Below are 14,912 nucleotides of genomic sequence, written 5' to 3' on the forward strand. Positions count from 1 at the left end.
CGCTACAATGCAAGTCGGCGCGTTCGCGAAAAAATTCTCCTTGGTTTGATTCCCGACTTCCCTGGTTCAGACAGAGAAGCAAGGGAGGCGGCGCGCGGGGTGAACACGGGCGGAGTAAGTGGCGGTGTTCTGGCAGTTCAGATGTGCTACACGGTAGCAATCCTGAATCGAAAACCCCGGAAAACCGGGGGAAACCCCCGGAAATCCACGCCAAGCGTGCTACATCAAGCTCATTCGGAGATGAGGTTAAGCTATTGAAAAGTAATGTTGAAAGAGCAGCGCGCCTAAGCGTGGCACCCATGATGGATTGGACCGACCGCCACTGCCGCTACCTCCACCGTCTGCTCAGCCGCGAGACCCTGCTTTACACCGAGATGGTGACCGCCCCCGCCTTGGTGCGTGGCGGCGCGTTGCATCTGCTGGACCACGACCCCGCGGAACATCCCGTTGCATTGCAACTGGGCGGGTCGGACCCGCAAGAACTGGCGCAGGCGGCGCGGTTGGGGGCCGCGGCGGGCTATGATGAGATCAACCTTAATTGCGGCTGCCCCTCTGACAGGGTGCAATCGGGCGCATTCGGGGCCGTTTTGATGCAGCAGCCGGGGCTGGTGGCCGATTGCGTCGACGCGATGCGCGCGGCCTGCGATGTCGAGGTGACGGTGAAATGCCGCATCGGTGTGGACGATCAGAACCCCGAAGAGATCCTGCCCGAGTTCCTGTCGCGGATCGTGGCGGCGGGCTGCACCCGTGTGACAATCCATGCGCGCAAGGCGTGGTTGCAGGGGCTAAGCCCCAAGGAAAACCGCGATATTCCGCCGCTGGATTATGACCTCGTCCACCGAATGAAAGGGCTGTTCCCGAACCTGCATATCTCGGTCAATGGCGGGATCACCTCGCTTGATCAGGCCGAAGCCTTTCTCGATGCGGGGCTCGATGGCGTCATGGTGGGGCGCAGCGCCTATCACGCGCCCGCGGATATCCTCGCCACGGCAGATCGGCGCATCTATGGGCAGGGCAGCGACAGCAGTGCTGAGGCGGCGGTGCAGGGGATGTTGCCCTATATCGAGGCGCATTTGTCAGACGGCGGGCGGCTCGGGCAGATCACCCGGCATATGCTGGGGCTTTTCGCCGGGCGGCCCGGTGCGCGGCAGTGGCGGCGTATCCTCTCCGAAGGGGCGCATAAGCCCGGCGCGGGCCCGGAACTGGTCGAAACGGCCTTGGCCGAAGTCGCCGCGGCGCAGGACATGGCCGCGGCGGGTTAAGGTCAGACGCTGGGCTCTGCCACAGGGCGGGGCCGCAGCAGCGCCAGCGTGAGCAGGGCCGCCACCAGACCGCAGGCCGCGATGGCCCCCAACATCGGCGTGACGCTGCCGTCGAAAAACGGCCCGGCCAGCGCGATGGAGAGGCCCCCGGCCACCATCTGTAAGGTCCCGCCTAAAGACGAGGCCAGCCCTGCGATATCGCCGTGGTCATCCAGCGCCACGACCATCACCGTCGGCACCACCACGCCAAGGCAGGCATTGGCGCAGAACAGACCCGCCATCACCAGATAGAGACCCGGCTCGGTAACCAACGCGGTGACAAAGATCGCGGCGGAGAAGAGCACGAAGCCCGCGACCCCGCGCCGCACGAGGCTGCGCATGCCCCAGCGTTCGCCCAGCCATCCCGCCAATTGCGAGGCCGAGAAGAAGCCCACCGCATTGACCGCGAAGGCCAGCGAGAACCCCGTCGGCCCCAGCCCGTATTGCCCGGTATAGACGAAGGGCGCGAAGGCGATGAAGACAAAGAAAGACCCCATGGCGAAGCCGCCGATAAAGGTCAGCCCCATGAAAATCGGATCGCTCAGCAGCACTTTCGCCCCGCGCCAAAGGCTGCGCGGGTTGATCCGAACGCGGCGCTCTGCGGGCAAGGTCTCGGGCTGGGCGGTAGCGGTGAGGGCCAGCGCGGCGACCGCCAGAACGCCAAGGGCGATGAATATTGCGCGCCAATCGGCCAAGGCCAGAACCGCGCTGCCCGCCAGCGGCGCCAGCATGGGCGAGATCGAGATCACCAGCATCAACATCGCCATCAAGCGCGTCGCCTGTGTCCCGGTATATTGGTCGCGGATGATGGCGCGCGGCACCACCATCAGCACCGCGCCGCCCAGCCCTTGTAGGGCGCGCCAACCGGTCAGCGCTGCCATCGACGGGGCGAAGGCCGCCCCGAAAGAGGCGACCAGAAACAGCGCGAGCCCGACCATGATCGGCAGTTTGCGCCCCGCCTGATCGGCCCAAGGGCCGTAGAAAAGCTGCCCCAGTCCGAAGGCGATGAAATAGGCGGTGATCGTCGCCTGAACCGCCGTCTCAGAGGCGCCATAGCTGGCGGCGATGGCAGGCATGGCGGGCAGATACATGTCGATGGCGAAGGGGCCGACCAGCCCCAGCAACCCGAGAATGAGCGCTGAACGTAGCACGAGATGTCCTTTCGGATGGGATGGCCGGGGCCATATGGGGCAGGCGGCAAACGGTCGGTGCGCTTGGGGCCCACAGTCGCGGGCAACCTAACTGGCCTTGGGCAAAGTGCAACCCCGGCGTTATCGCCTTGAACCCATCGCGCGAAACGGCTTGATAGAGCCAACGACAGCCGGGGAGGGGCTCATGCCAGAATTGAACGATCTATTGCCGATGCTGGTGCTGCTCGCTCTGATCGGCGGTTTTGCCGGGATTTTGGCCGGGCTCTTGGGCGTCGGCGGGGGCATCGTCTTGGTCCCGGCGTTCTTTTATGTGCTGCAGTCGCTGGGCTACGGCGGGCCGCAGTTGATGCAGATTTGCCTTGCGACCTCTCTGGCCACGATCATCGTCACTTCGGCGCGTTCGGTTCATGCGCACAACAAAAAGGGCGCGGTGGATTGGGAGATTCTGCGCACTTGGGCACCGGGGATCATGCTGGGGGCCATTCTGGGCGTGCTGCTGGTGTCGCAACTGCGAACCCAGACGCTACAGGTGATCTTTGGCGGGCTGGCGCTTTGCGTGGGTCTCTACCTCGGCTTTGGACGGAGCGAGTGGCGCTTGGGGGAGACCATGCCCCTCGGCCTCAAGCGCGCGCTCCTGTCGCCGATGGTGGGCTTTCTGTCGGTGCTCATGGGGATCGGCGGCGGCAGCTTTGGCGTGCCGCTGATGACATTGCACGGGCGGCCCATTCACAAGGCCGTGGCCACGGCGGCGGGCTTTGGCCTTTTGATCGCTGTGCCTTCGGTGATTGCCTTTCTGTTTGTCGATATTGGCCAGAACCGCCCGCCGCTGACGCTCGGCGCGGTCAACCTCGCAGCCTTTGGGATCGTCGTGACGATGACGCTGATCACCGCGCCCTGGGGCGTGCGGCTGGCCCATGCGATGGACCCCAAACCGCTGCGGCGGGTCTTTGCCGTCTTCCTTGTGCTGGTGGCGCTGAACATGCTTAGAAAGGCGCTTTGGGGCTGAGACGACCCGGTTTTGACCTTACTCCTGCCGGAATGCGGCTTTTTCTGCCCAATTTCGGACAATGTTCACTGAATTGCCGCAATCTCGACACAAACTGCGGGCTAAATGGCATAACAAACGCAGAATCATCCGAACCAAGGGACGTGACGAGATGCGCCGAAGCGGGACCAAAGCGATCATTCTAAAAGGGCAGGGCAGCGACCTTGCTTATTGGAAACCTGCGCGCCGGGGTCGTCGGGCGTTTCGTTTCGATGGGATGTTCACCCGTGAGACCAGCCTGACCTTCGCCCGCGCCGCTGTGCCTGCCGCCAACTACAACGCGGCCCCGATGGGGTATCAGGATGTCACCCACGGCGAAGCGGCCCTTATTTTCCTGAACCAGATCGTCCAGCGCCGCGGCGCCTGAGGCCGCCCTAGTCGCGCCGCCGGGCCAGTCGCGCCGCGCGGCCCCCGCGCCGCTTCGCATGGGCGCTTTCGCGTGAGGGCAGTTCCGCCATGATGGCGCGGCGTTCTTCGGCGCTCATCGCGGACCAGCGGCCAATCTCGTCGATCGAACGCAGACAGCCGGTGCAGAGACGGCTTTCGGGATGCACCACGCAGATGTTGATGCAGGGGCTTTCAACCTCATCACGTTGCCAAACCTTCTTAGTCACGGCGCATCACCTGCAAACGATCCAGAAGCCCTTGAAGGATATAGCCCGCCGCTACATGGTCGATGACCTCGGCGCGGCGTTTGCGGGTGGTGTCGGCCTCAAGAAGCGCGCGTTCGGCGGCCACGGTCGACAGGCGCTCATCCCAATAGGTGATCGGCAGCGGGCTGAGCCGGTCGAAGTTGCGCGCGAAGGCACGGGTCGACTGGCAGCGCGGCCCCTCGGTGCCATCCATATTGCGCGGCAGCCCCAGAACCAGCCCGCCGATGCGGCGTTCGGCGATGATCTCGGTCAGCCGGGCGGCATCGACGCCGAACTTCTTGCGCCGAACGGTTTCCAGCGGGGTGGCGACGGATTGGAAACTATCGCTCACCGCCACGCCGATGGTCTTTTCACCCAAGTCCAGCCCGATCAGCGCCTGCATCGGGGGCAGGGCGGCGATGAAATCTGCGGTTTCGTCGTAAATCATCCTGCTACCCCTGCGCGTTCCCCGGCGCTGCGGATCATGTCCAGCGCCGCATTGTCACCCGAGAAGACCTCAAGCGCGTTATCATAGACCGCCCGGGCCTGATCGGTATCGCCCAAGACCCCTAGCGACGTGATCAGCCGCGCCCAGTCCTGCGGCGGGCCGCCTTCGCTGGCGAGACGGTCCGACAGCCCCGCGACCATGCCGCCGATCATCTCCATCCGGTCATCCGCGCTCATCTCCGAGGCGGCTTCAATGTCTTCGGCCGAAGGGCCGCGCGCGGGGGCGCCAGTGCCAATCTGCGGCATTTCGTAATTCACCCCGGCAAGGGCGGCAACTTGGGCGATCTGCGCGCGGATCGGCTCGATCCAGGGGGCATCGGCAGGTCCGCGCCGCAGCAGCGCGTCCCAGATGCGAAAGCCCACGTCGGGCCGTCCGGTCTGCACCATCATCAGGCCGAGGTAATAGCGCGCCCGGCCATCCTGCTCATCGCGGTTCAACACCTCGCGCAGGGCGGTTTCCGCCTCGGGCGAGACATAGCCGCCTGCCGCTAGCACCAAGAGTTCGGCGTAATCCGCGATATCCTTGGCGCTGCGGTCGGCCCCTTTGAGACGCAACACATTGGCCTGCGCCTCGGCAGCGGCGGCGAAATTGCCGATCCGGGCTTCGTTCTGCGCCAGAAGGGTCTGCCCCTGCAGATCTTCGGGCCGGTCTTTGACCGTGGCACGCAGCTGCTGCATCAAAGCGAGGTAATCGGCGCTCAGCCCTTCGGTGGCAGGGCTGGGGGGCAGGCTCTCCACCGCGCTTTGCTGGCTGGGACGGTTGCGGCGCATATCCTCGGCAAAGGCGATGCGGTCGGCGAGGGCCAGATCGCCATAGCCGGGCTGCCCCAGATGCCAGTAGAGCGCCAAAGACCCGGCGCCCAAGGCCACGACCCCGGCGATCAGCACCAAGGGCGCGGGGCGCGCGGCGGTGTGCGGGCCACCGTCGCGGGCGGCATCGGCGGCTAGGATGCGGCGCGAAATCTCGGTTCGGATGCGGGCGGCGTCGGCCTCAGGGACAACCCCGCGCGCCACATCGCGCTCAACCTCCTCCAACTGGTCGCGGTAGACCTTGAGATCATAGTCCGCCTGAGCGGGCAGGGGCGTATCCGCGCCGCGCCAAGCGGCCCGCGCCAAAAGACCGCCCACGACAAGCGCCATCGCGCCAGAGAGAAACCAGAATATCATGGCCTCTACCTAACCTTTGACCGTCCCCGACAAAAGCCCGCAAATGCCGCGTGCCCTGCGGCATTTTTCACCAATCGCGCCGCATGTCGCAAAACCGCGTCCAAATGCCGTGGTGGTCATTTCGCATATCTGCTCCTAGGCTCAGAACTGAGCACAGCCGCCCGCGCGGCCCGAATCCTTGCCGGGAAGTGACGTGATGAAGAAATACTCCGTTTTCGCAGTGGCCCGAGAGGCGATGCGCCATCATACGGGCTGGACCCGCGCTTGGCGCGATGCGCAGCCGAAAAAGCGCTATGACGTGATCATCGTGGGCGCGGGCGGGCATGGGCTGGCGACGGCCTATTACCTTGGCAAGAATTTCGGCATCACCAATGTCGCGGTGCTGGAAAAGGGCTGGCTTGGCGGCGGCAACACCGGGCGCAACACGACGATCATCCGTTCGAACTACCTGCAAGACCCTTCGGCTGCGATCTACGAAAAGGCGCGCAGTCTTTATGAAACGATGAGCCAAGACCTGAACTACAACGTCATGTTCAGCCCGCGCGGCGTCATCATGCTGGCGCAGACCGAACATGAGGTGCGCGGCTACAAACGCACGGCCCATGCCAACGCCCTGCAAGGCGTACAGACCGAGTTCATCGGGCCGGACCGGGTCAAACAACTGGTGCCGATCATCAACATCGACGGGCCGCGCTACCCGGTGCTGGGCGGGCTTTGGCAGGCACGGGGCGGCACCGCGCGGCATGATGCGGTGGCTTGGGGCTATGCGCGGGCCTGCTCAGATATGGGCATGGACATCATCCAGAAATGCGAGGTCACCGGCGTGCGCCAGACGGGCGGCAAGGTGACCGGCGTCAGCACCACACGCGGCGATATCGATTGCGACAAGCTGGGGATCGTCGTGGCCGGGCATTCGGGGCAGCTGGCGAATATGGCGGGCTTTCGTCTGCCGATCGAAAGCGTGGCCTTGCAGGCGCTGGTCTCGGAGCCGGTCAAACCCTGTATGGATGTCGTCGTTATGGCCAATACGGTGCACGGCTACATGAGCCAGTCCGACAAGGGCGAGATGGTCATCGGCGGCGGCACGGACGGGCATAACAACTACACCCAACGCGGCAGCTTTCATCATATCGAAGAGACGGTGCGCGCGCTGGTCGAGACCTTCCCGATGATCTCACGGCTCAAGATGCTGCGGCAATGGGGCGGCATCGTGGATGTCACTGGCGACCGCTCTCCCATCCTCAGCAAGACCCCGGTGGAGGGGGTGTTTATCAATGGCGGCTGGGGCACGGGCGGCTTCAAAGCGATCCCCGGCTCGGGCTGGGGTTTAGCGGAGTTGATGGCCAAGGGGCATTCGCCCCTGACCGACGCCTTTGGGCTTGAGCGTTTCGCGGAAGGCCGCTTTATCGACGAATCCGTGGCTGCCGGGGTGGCGCATTGATGTTGTGGATCGGCCACAATTCGCCGCTGCTCCGCACGGGGGGGAACGCCTGTGCCCGGCCCGGGGTTACCCGTTCAGACATTGAATATAACGGAGCTGAACAATGGCAACCCCGGATCACAACCGCACGGATCACGTCGATCATACCAACACCACCACAACCACGACCACGACGGATCGTGGCGGCAACAGCGGCCTTGCTTTCATCGTGGGCGCAGTCGTCGTCGTGGTGGCTTTGCTGGCCTATTTCCTCTTCGCGGGCGGTGACCTCGATGGCGCGAATGACGTCAACGTTAATATTGAAGGTGCAGCCGAAAGCACTGGTGAGACTATTGAGGGCGCTGCCGAAGGCACGGCGGATGCCGTCGATGAGGCCGCAACCCCGACCGAGTGAAACCCCCTCGGCCACGCGCGCAGCGTCGCCTTTTCACGATTCACGCCGCTCCGCGCCGTCGCGCCGGGGCGGCGTTTTGCCGTTCTCTACCCGCGCAGGAGCCTGCCCATGCTGATCCTCACCTGTCCTTGCTGCCATGTCACCGCCGAAGAGACGGAGTTTCACGGCGGCGGGGAGGCGCATTTGAAACGTATCGGCCCCGGCGGCTCCGAAGAGGATTTCGAGCGCTACCTCTTCATGCGCGAAAACCCCAAGGGCGTGCATCTTGAGCGTTGGCGGCATGTCTATGGCTGTGGCAAGTGGTTCCACATGGCCCGCGATACCGCCACGCTCGAAGTCTTTGGCAGCTATCCCGCGCAGACCCTCGCCCCGCCCGATCACATCCTTGAGGCGATCCGCAAACGCCACCCCGATTGGCAGTGGCAGCGCGCCAGCTAACCCCCGACCTCGTTTCTCGACCCGGCATTCACCCCATCCTCAGCCCCCAAGGTTTTCCACGATGAGCACAAGACTGGCCACAGGCGGCCGCCTGCTGAACAAAAGCAAACCGCTGAGCTTTACCTTCAACGGCAAGCAGATGCGCGGCTATGAGGGGGACACGCTGGCCTCGGCGCTGTTGGCCAACGATCAGGTGCTGGTCGGGCGTTCGTTCAAATACCACCGCCCGCGCGGCATCGTGACCTCCGGCCCAGAAGAGCCCAACGGTTTGGTCGGTCTTGGCCAAGAGGGGCATTTCGAGCCCAATGCCCGCGTCACCACGACCGAACTTTACGAGGGGTTGGCCGCGGAAAGCCAGAACCACTGGCCGAGCCTTGAGTTCGACGTGGGCGCGATCAACAAACACCTCAGCCGCTTTCTGCCCGCGGGCTTCTACTACAAGATGTTCATGCATCCGCGTCCGCTGTGGAAGCATCTCTATGAGCCGATCATCCGCCATTCCGCCGGTCTGGGCAAAGCGCCGAAAGCGGCGGATGCCGACACCTATGAACACTTCCACGCCTTCTGCGATGTGCTGGTCATCGGCGGCGGTGTCGCGGGGCTTCAGGCCGCCTTGGCCGCGGGCCTAAGCGGTGCGCGTGTCATCGTGATGGAGCAGTCAGCCCATTGGGGGGGGCGGGCGCCGGTTGACGGCGGCACGGTCGACGACGCGCCGGTGGAGGACTGGATCGCGCAAACGCTCGACCGGCTGCGCGGTATGGAGAATGTGGACCTGCGCGACCGGACCATGGGGGCAGGGGTTTACGATCACGGCTATGTGCTGGGCTATGAACGGCTGCGGGATCATGCGCCCGATAGCGCAGGCCCACGTCATCGGCTTTGGCGCGTGCGGGCGGCCCATGTGATCACCGCCACCGGCGCGATCGAGCGGCCGCTGAGCTTTGCGGGCAATGACGTGCCGGGCGTGATGCTGGCCTCGGCCATGCGCGACTATGTGGCGAATTACGGGGTCTCACCCGGTGACCGCACCGTGGTGGTGACGAATAACGACAACGCCTATCTCACGGCGATTGCGCTGAAACAGGCGGGGCTTGATGTGCCCGCCGTGCTGGATGCCCGCGTCTTGCCTCAAGACAGCGAATTGGTCGCCCAGGCCCGCGCGCTTGGCATCCGTGTGGTCATGGGCCATGCGGTATCCTCGGTTCAGGGGGGCAAGCGGGTGACCGGTGTGGCCGTCTGTTCGCAGGCAGGCGAAGGGGCCGTGTTGGAAGAGATCGCCTGCGATGCCGTGGCCATGTCGGGCGGCTGGTCGCCGGTGGTGCACCTGTGGTCGCACTGCGGCGGCAAGTTGACGTGGGATGGGGCAAAAGCCTTTTTCCGCCCCGATCAGGACCACCCGCCCACCGGGGCGGATGGCCATGGTTTCGTGACGCCAGCGGGGGCGGCGGCGGGGGTCTTTGCCCTCGACGACGTGCTGCATGACGCCCATGCTGCCGCAGATGGGGTGGCGACGTCGCTCGGCTTCAAACTGCCGCGCGATCTGACCGCGCCCACGGCGGCGCGGCGCGAGGAAGCGCCGATGATGCCGGTCTGGCAAATGCCGCAGGGCGCCAGCGTCAAACTGCGCGAGAAGACCTTTCTGGACTATCAGAACGACGTGAAAGTTTCGGACGTGCGTCTGGCCGCGCAAGAGGGCTTCGTCTCGGTCGAACATGCCAAACGCTATACCACGCTCGGCATGGCCACGGATCAGGGGAAGCTTAGCAATATCAACGGGCTGGCCACGCTCGCCGGGGCGTTGGATGCAGAGATCCCCAGCGTCGGCACCACCACCTTCCGCCCGCCTTACCACCCGATTTCGATGGGGGCGATTGCGGGGGCGGCGCGGGGCGATACCTTCCAGCCGATCCGCCGCACCCCGCTACATGACTGGCACGAAGCCAATGGCGCGGTTTGGGAACCGGTCGGCCAGTGGCGGCGGCCCTATGCCTATGCGCGAGACGGCGAAAGCACCCATGACGCGGTGATGCGTGAGGTGACGAACACGCGCCAGAACCTCGGCCTGCTGGATGCCTCGACCCTTGGCAAGCTGATCGTGCGTGGCCCGGATGCGGCGCGGTTCCTCGACATGATGTACACCAATCTGATGTCGACGCTGAAACCCGGCAAATGCCGCTACGGGCTGATGTGCAACGAAAACGGTTTCCTTATCGACGATGGTGTTGTGGCGCGACTTGATGAGCAGACCTTCCTCTGCCACACGACCACCGGCGGGGCCGACAGCATCCATGCCCATATGGAGGAATGGCTCCAGACCGAGTGGTGGGATTGGAAAGTGCATGTGGTCAACGCCACCGAACATTACGCGCAGGTGGCTGTCGTCGGCCCCAACGCGCGGAAATGTCTGGAGAAACTTGGCGGGATGGACCTCAGCCGCGAAGCGCTTGGCTTCATGGAATGGACCGACGGTGAGCTTGGCGGCTTCAAGGTCCGCGTCTTCCGCATCTCTTTCTCAGGCGAGTTAAGCTATGAGATCGCGGTCGAGGCCGGGCAGGGGCAGGCCTTCTGGGACGCGCTGCTGATCGCCGGGCATGATTTGGGCGTGATGCCCTATGGCACGGAATGTCTCCACATCCTGCGCGGCGAAAAGGGCTTCATCATGATCGGGGATGAGACCGATGGCACGGTGATCCCCCAAGACCTTGGCCTGAACTGGGCGATCTCGAAAAAGAAGGACGACTACCTTGGCAAACGCGCGCAAGAGCGCAGCCATATGCAGGACCCGACCCGCTGGAAACTGGTGGGGCTTGAGACGACCGATGGCAGCACCCTGCCGGATGGGGCCTATGCGCTTGGCGAAGGTGAGAATGAGAACGGCCAGAAGGTGATGCAGGGGCGGGTGACCTCCTCCTATCACTCCCCAACGCTGAACCGGGGCATCGCCATGGGGCTGGTGCTGCATGGACCGGACCGGATGGGCGAGGTGCTGACCTTCCCCGGCACCGATGGCAAGACCTATGAGGCGCGGATCGTCGATCCGGTGTTTTATGATCCCAAGGGGGAGAAACAGAATGTCTGAACCCGTAAGCGCATTGAAGAACGCCCGCTATGACGCTGGTATCGCTGTGGTTTCCGAAGTGGCACCCATGGGCATGATTACGATCCGCGGCGATCTTGATGCGCCCTATCCGCGCAAGGTGACCAAGAAACTCACCGGGGTGGAGCGCCCCGAGCGGGGGCAATGCCGCTTCGCCGGGGACGCCGGGGTGGCTTGGATGTCGCCCGATGAATTGCTGCTCTTCTGCCCCCACGCGCAGGTGCCCGAGGTGTTGGCGCGGCTGCATGCGGCCTTCGAGGATACCCATACCACCGCCATAGATGTCTCCGGCGCGCGGGCGGCGTTTCGTGTCGAAGGCCCCCATGCGCGGGAGGTGCTGGCCAAGCTCGCCCCCGTCGACCTCGCCCCGGATCAATTCACCCCCGGCATGTTCCGCCGCACGCGGATGGGGCAGGTGCCCGCCGCCTTTTGGCTGCGCGACGATGGCGCCTTTGAGGTGATCTGCTTTCGCTCGGTGGCGCAGTATATGTTCGACCAGCTTTGCGTAGCGGCCCAGCCCGGCAGCGCGGTCGGCCATTTCCAAACGGCGTAAGTCGGGAGAAAAACTGACTATTTCTCTCGGAACGGATGTGATTTGCAGACGTTGACCTTGACGTTGCCGCTTGATCCCCATCAAGTGGCCACAGCGAAATTTCCAAATGAGGAGGCCCAGAAATGGCTTTTGAACTTCCCGATCTCCCCTATGCCCACGACGCGCTTGCATCCAAGGGCATGTCCAAGGAAACGCTGGAATACCACCACGACAAGCACCACAACGCCTATGTCACGAACGGCAACAAGGCGATTGAGGGCACCGAGTGGGAGGGCAAGACCCTCGAAGAGATCATCAAGGGCACTTACGACCCGAACGCCGTGGCCCAGTCCGGCATCTTCAACAACATCTCGCAGCTATGGAACCACAACCAGTTCTGGGAAATGATGAGCCCCGAAGACAACAAGATGCCCGGTGAGCTGGAAAAGGCGATCACCGAAAGCTTTGGTTCCGTCGACAAGTTCAAGGACGAGTTCAAGGCCGCGGGCGCAGGCCAGTTCGGCTCCGGCTGGGCATGGCTGGTGAAGGACAAAGACGGCAGCCTGAAGGTCACCAAGACCGAGAACGGCGTGAACCCGCTCTGCTTTGACCAGACTGCGCTCCTCGGCTGTGACGTGTGGGAGCACTCCTACTACATCGACTTCCGCAACGCGCGCCCCGACTACCTGTCGAACTTCCTCGACAACCTTGTGAACTGGGACAACGTCGCGTCGCGCCTGTGATCTAGCGGGGGCGCGTGCGAGAGCCACTCGCGCCTGATGCGTGTGGCGCTCTCCCAGTCACCGACACCCACGGCTACGCCGCAGGTTGGGTGAACTGGGACAACGTCGCCTAGCGTCTGTCATATGACGGCGCGGCCTTACGGCCAGCCCGAACAAGACAGAAACCCCGCAGCCTGCTGCGGGGTTTTTCGTTGGAACCCAAGCCCCTTCGCGGATGTTTTTCTCTTGAGACTTCACGTCAAAAAAGGAGGACAACATGGCCGAGCGGAAGCGATCCAACGACGGTAGCAAGGAGACGGAAAAATTCCTCTCCGATACCGAGACGCCAGACCAAGGTGGCCGCGCCGGGGGTGATCTGCAAAAGGACGTTGGCACCCAAGACGCCATGCGCCGCGCCGACAAGGGCGAAGACGGCGTGACCCGCGTCACCGGCGAAGACAAACGCAACCATGGAGAGCCTTCATGACCAAACTCAGCCAAGACACATGGGTGCTGATCGCGGATGGCGAAAAGGCCCTTTTCCTGCAAAACCACACGGACGGCGAAGACCCCTATCTTCAGGTCGTGCGCAAGGAAGAGCAGGAGAACCCACCGGCGCGGGAGCAAGCCGCCAACCGCCCCGGCCGGATGAGCGATGGTCCGAGCGGGCACCGCTCTGCCTTTGACGACACGGATTGGCATGAGCTGGAAAAAGAGCGCTTCGCCAAAGACTTGTCGGACATCCTTTACAAACTGGCTCACAAAGGCCGCTTCGATCGGATCGTTTTGGTGGCCCCTCCGGCAGTGCTGGGCGACCTGCGCGATGACCTCCACAAAGAGGTGCAGAGCAAGGTGGTAGGGGAAATCCCCAAGACCCTGACCAACCACCCAATCGACGAGATTGAAAAGATCGTGGCCGGGGAATTGGCCCAAGCCTGACTTTTCCCTTGGCGCGGGAATTGATTGCCTTCACAAGAAAGCAGTCTATCGCGCCAAGGATTTCCCATGACCGACACCACCAAGGGTTTCGCCGCCATGATCGCGGCCTGCTGTATCTGGGGGCTGTCGTCTATCTTCTACAAAATGCTGTCGCATGTGCCCGCCGCCGGGGTGCTGGCCCATCGCACCCTCTGGTCGCTGGTGTTCTTCGTCATCGTGCTGGCAGTGCAGCGGCGGCTGCGCGCGATCCTTGACGCGATGGCCGGGCCGCGGGCCTTTGGCCTGCTTGCTTTCGCAGCGCTGGTGATCGCGACGAACTGGTACCTCTTCATCTGGGCGGTTCAGAGCGGGCAGGCGACGGAGGCGGCCTTGGGCTATTACATCTTCCCGCTGGTCTCCGTCCTGTTGGGCCGTCTTGTCTTTGCCGAGCGGCTAAGCCCCGTACAGCTTTTCGCGGTGGGGCTGGTGACGGTCGCGGTCTCGCTGCTCACCTATGGCTTGGGCACTGCGCCTTGGCTCGCCATGGCGCTGGCGGCGTCTTTTGGGCTCTATGGGCTGGCGAAAAAGAGGTTGGCGGTGGGGCCGGTCGTCTCTGTCACCGCTGAGGTGCTGCTGTTGTCCCCCCTCGCGGTGCTCGTGCTGTGGCAAACGGGTGACAATGGGGCGGGGGCCTTCGGGGCCTCCTTCCGCGATACGGCGCTGCTGATACTCGCCGGGCCGATCACCGCAACGCCGCTGATCCTGTTCAGCTATGCGGCGCGGCGGCTGTCGATGGCGACGGCCGGATTGCTAAGCTACATCAACCCGACCTTGCAGTTTTTCTGCGCCGTGGTCCTGTTTCGCGAGCCCTTCACGGGCTGGCATGTGCAGGCCTTTGTGCTGATCTGGTGCGCGCTGGCGGTCTATTCCGTCAGCACCTTCCGTCAGGACAAGGCGCGGCGCAGAGCGCTGAGAGCAGCATCGGCATCCGGCACCACGGTGACGTAATCCAGCAGCGTCGCATCGGCAAAGCCATGGGCCACGACATGGTTCATCAGCGACATGAAGGGAGCCCAGTAACCGTTTGTGTTCAAAAGAAAAATGGGTTTCTCATGCAGGCCCAGCTGGCGCCATGTCAGCACCTCGAAAAGCTCGTCCAATGACCCTGCGCCTCCGGGCAGAACCGCCACGGCATCGCAGTTCATGAACATCACTTTTTTGCGCTCATGCATCGTTTCAGTCACGATATAGCGGGTCAGATCGGTCTTGCCGACTTCCCATGCCACGAGATGCGCGGGGATCACGCCGAAGGTGTCGCCCCCTGCCGTTTGAGCGGCGCGCGCAACGCTGCCCATCAGCCCAACATCGCCCGCGCCATAGACCAGCCGCAGCCCGGCCTCGGCCAGACCCCGGCCCAATGTTTCGGCGTCTTGGGTGAAGGCTTCGTCGTCGCCGGGGCGGGAGCCGCAATAGACACAGACAGAATGTTGCATGGTAAAGCGTCCTGTTGATTAGGAAAATTCGGCGCGGATCGTCTGCGCTTTTGACCCCTGTTAGCCTGCTTGCT

17 protein-coding genes are annotated in these 14,912 nt (G+C 63.6%); 12 read left to right on the forward strand and 5 right to left on the reverse strand.

Features of this window, described 5'->3' with window-relative positions; all coding sequences use genetic code 11:
* Positions 1-254 precede the first annotated feature (254 nt).
* Positions 255-1,262 (forward strand): tRNA dihydrouridine(20/20a) synthase DusA, encoded by a 1,008-nt coding sequence (gene dusA, locus J7392_RS17065; protein WP_209218637.1) that lies wholly within the window; start codon positions 255-257, stop codon positions 1,260-1,262.
* A gap of 2 nt (positions 1,263-1,264) precedes the next feature.
* Here dusA and J7392_RS17070 read toward each other — a convergent pair whose 3' ends face one another.
* Entirely contained in the window at positions 1,265-2,452 is a 1,188-nt protein-coding gene (locus J7392_RS17070; protein WP_209218638.1) for a multidrug effflux MFS transporter, read from the reverse strand.
* 184 nt (positions 2,453-2,636) lie between these two features.
* Here J7392_RS17070 and J7392_RS17075 point away from each other — a divergent pair, with 184 nt between their 5' ends.
* Together J7392_RS17075 and J7392_RS17080 are read left to right on the forward strand one after the other, a co-directional pair.
* A complete protein-coding gene (locus J7392_RS17075) occupies positions 2,637-3,458 on the forward strand; it encodes a sulfite exporter TauE/SafE family protein (protein ID WP_209218639.1) in 822 nt (273 codons plus the stop codon).
* A 151-nt stretch (positions 3,459-3,609) separates the two neighbouring features.
* Positions 3,610-3,864, forward strand: a complete 255-nt coding sequence (locus tag J7392_RS17080) for a hypothetical protein (protein WP_209218640.1) — start codon at positions 3,610-3,612, stop codon at positions 3,862-3,864.
* A 7-nt stretch (positions 3,865-3,871) separates the two neighbouring features.
* Here the strand turns inward: J7392_RS17080 and J7392_RS17085 are convergent, their stop codons facing one another.
* From J7392_RS17085 to ccmI, 3 genes are read right to left on the reverse strand one after another with little or no spacing between them, the layout of a single operon-like run.
* A complete protein-coding gene (locus J7392_RS17085; RefSeq protein ID WP_067264719.1) occupies positions 3,872-4,111 on the reverse strand; it encodes a DUF1289 domain-containing protein in 240 nt (79 codons plus the stop codon).
* Positions 4,104-4,577 carry a Holliday junction resolvase RuvX gene (gene ruvX / locus J7392_RS17090; protein ID WP_067264722.1) on the reverse strand — a complete coding sequence of 158 codons (474 nt, stop codon included), beginning with the start codon at positions 4,575-4,577 and terminating at the stop codon, positions 4,104-4,106. Before ruvX ends, J7392_RS17085 begins: the two co-directional genes overlap by 8 nt.
* Positions 4,574-5,803: a c-type cytochrome biogenesis protein CcmI gene (gene ccmI, locus J7392_RS17095; protein WP_209218641.1), complete on the reverse strand. Its 1,230-nt coding sequence runs from the start codon at positions 5,801-5,803 to the stop codon at positions 4,574-4,576. The genes ruvX and ccmI overlap by 4 nt, the downstream gene beginning before the upstream one ends.
* 196 nt (positions 5,804-5,999) lie before the next feature.
* On the opposite strand from ccmI, the gene J7392_RS17100 reads away from it, so the two are divergent.
* The 9 genes from J7392_RS17100 (at position 6,000) to rarD (ending at position 14,353) form a co-directional block, all read left to right on the forward strand.
* Positions 6,000-7,244 carry a sarcosine oxidase subunit beta family protein gene (locus J7392_RS17100; protein ID WP_209218642.1) on the forward strand — a complete coding sequence of 415 codons (1,245 nt, stop codon included), beginning with the start codon at positions 6,000-6,002 and terminating at the stop codon, positions 7,242-7,244.
* Positions 7,245-7,347: 103 nt separating this feature from the next.
* Positions 7,348-7,638, forward strand: a complete 291-nt coding sequence (locus J7392_RS17105) for a hypothetical protein (protein ID WP_209218643.1) — start codon at positions 7,348-7,350, stop codon at positions 7,636-7,638.
* Between the two features lie 108 nt (positions 7,639-7,746).
* Positions 7,747-8,076 carry a sarcosine oxidase subunit delta gene (locus J7392_RS17110; RefSeq protein ID WP_209218644.1) on the forward strand — a complete coding sequence of 110 codons (330 nt, stop codon included), beginning with the start codon at positions 7,747-7,749 and terminating at the stop codon, positions 8,074-8,076.
* Positions 8,077-8,137: 61 nt separating this feature from the next.
* Positions 8,138-11,155: a sarcosine oxidase subunit alpha family protein gene (locus J7392_RS17115; protein WP_209218645.1), complete on the forward strand. Its 3,018-nt coding sequence runs from the start codon at positions 8,138-8,140 to the stop codon at positions 11,153-11,155.
* Entirely contained in the window at positions 11,148-11,726 is a 579-nt protein-coding gene (locus J7392_RS17120; protein WP_209218646.1) for a sarcosine oxidase subunit gamma family protein, read from the forward strand. The genes J7392_RS17115 and J7392_RS17120 overlap by 8 nt, the downstream gene beginning before the upstream one ends.
* 122 nt (positions 11,727-11,848) lie before the next feature.
* A complete protein-coding gene (locus J7392_RS17125) occupies positions 11,849-12,448 on the forward strand; it encodes a superoxide dismutase (RefSeq protein WP_067266441.1) in 600 nt (199 codons plus the stop codon).
* A gap of 256 nt (positions 12,449-12,704) precedes the next feature.
* Positions 12,705-12,914, forward strand: a complete 210-nt coding sequence (locus J7392_RS17130) for a hypothetical protein (protein ID WP_209218647.1) — start codon at positions 12,705-12,707, stop codon at positions 12,912-12,914.
* The gene (locus J7392_RS17135; RefSeq protein ID WP_209218648.1) at positions 12,911-13,366 is read left to right on the forward strand and encodes a host attachment family protein; all 456 of its coding nucleotides are present in this window, start codon (positions 12,911-12,913) and stop codon (positions 13,364-13,366) included. The genes J7392_RS17130 and J7392_RS17135 overlap by 4 nt, the downstream gene beginning before the upstream one ends.
* Before the next feature lie 66 nt (positions 13,367-13,432).
* Positions 13,433-14,353 carry an EamA family transporter RarD gene (rarD, locus tag J7392_RS17140; protein WP_209218649.1) on the forward strand — a complete coding sequence of 307 codons (921 nt, stop codon included), beginning with the start codon at positions 13,433-13,435 and terminating at the stop codon, positions 14,351-14,353.
* Here rarD and J7392_RS17145 read toward each other — a convergent pair.
* Positions 14,290-14,838 (reverse strand): TIGR00730 family Rossman fold protein, encoded by a 549-nt coding sequence (locus J7392_RS17145; protein ID WP_209218650.1) that lies wholly within the window; start codon positions 14,836-14,838, stop codon positions 14,290-14,292. The two genes, rarD and J7392_RS17145, sit on opposite strands and share 64 nt — an antisense overlap.
* Between the last annotated feature and the right edge of the window lie 74 nt (positions 14,839-14,912).

Origin of the sequence: Sulfitobacter sp. R18_1 (assembly GCF_017743915.1) — a bacterium.
GTDB classification, from domain to species: domain Bacteria; phylum Pseudomonadota; class Alphaproteobacteria; order Rhodobacterales; family Rhodobacteraceae; genus Sulfitobacter; species Sulfitobacter faviae.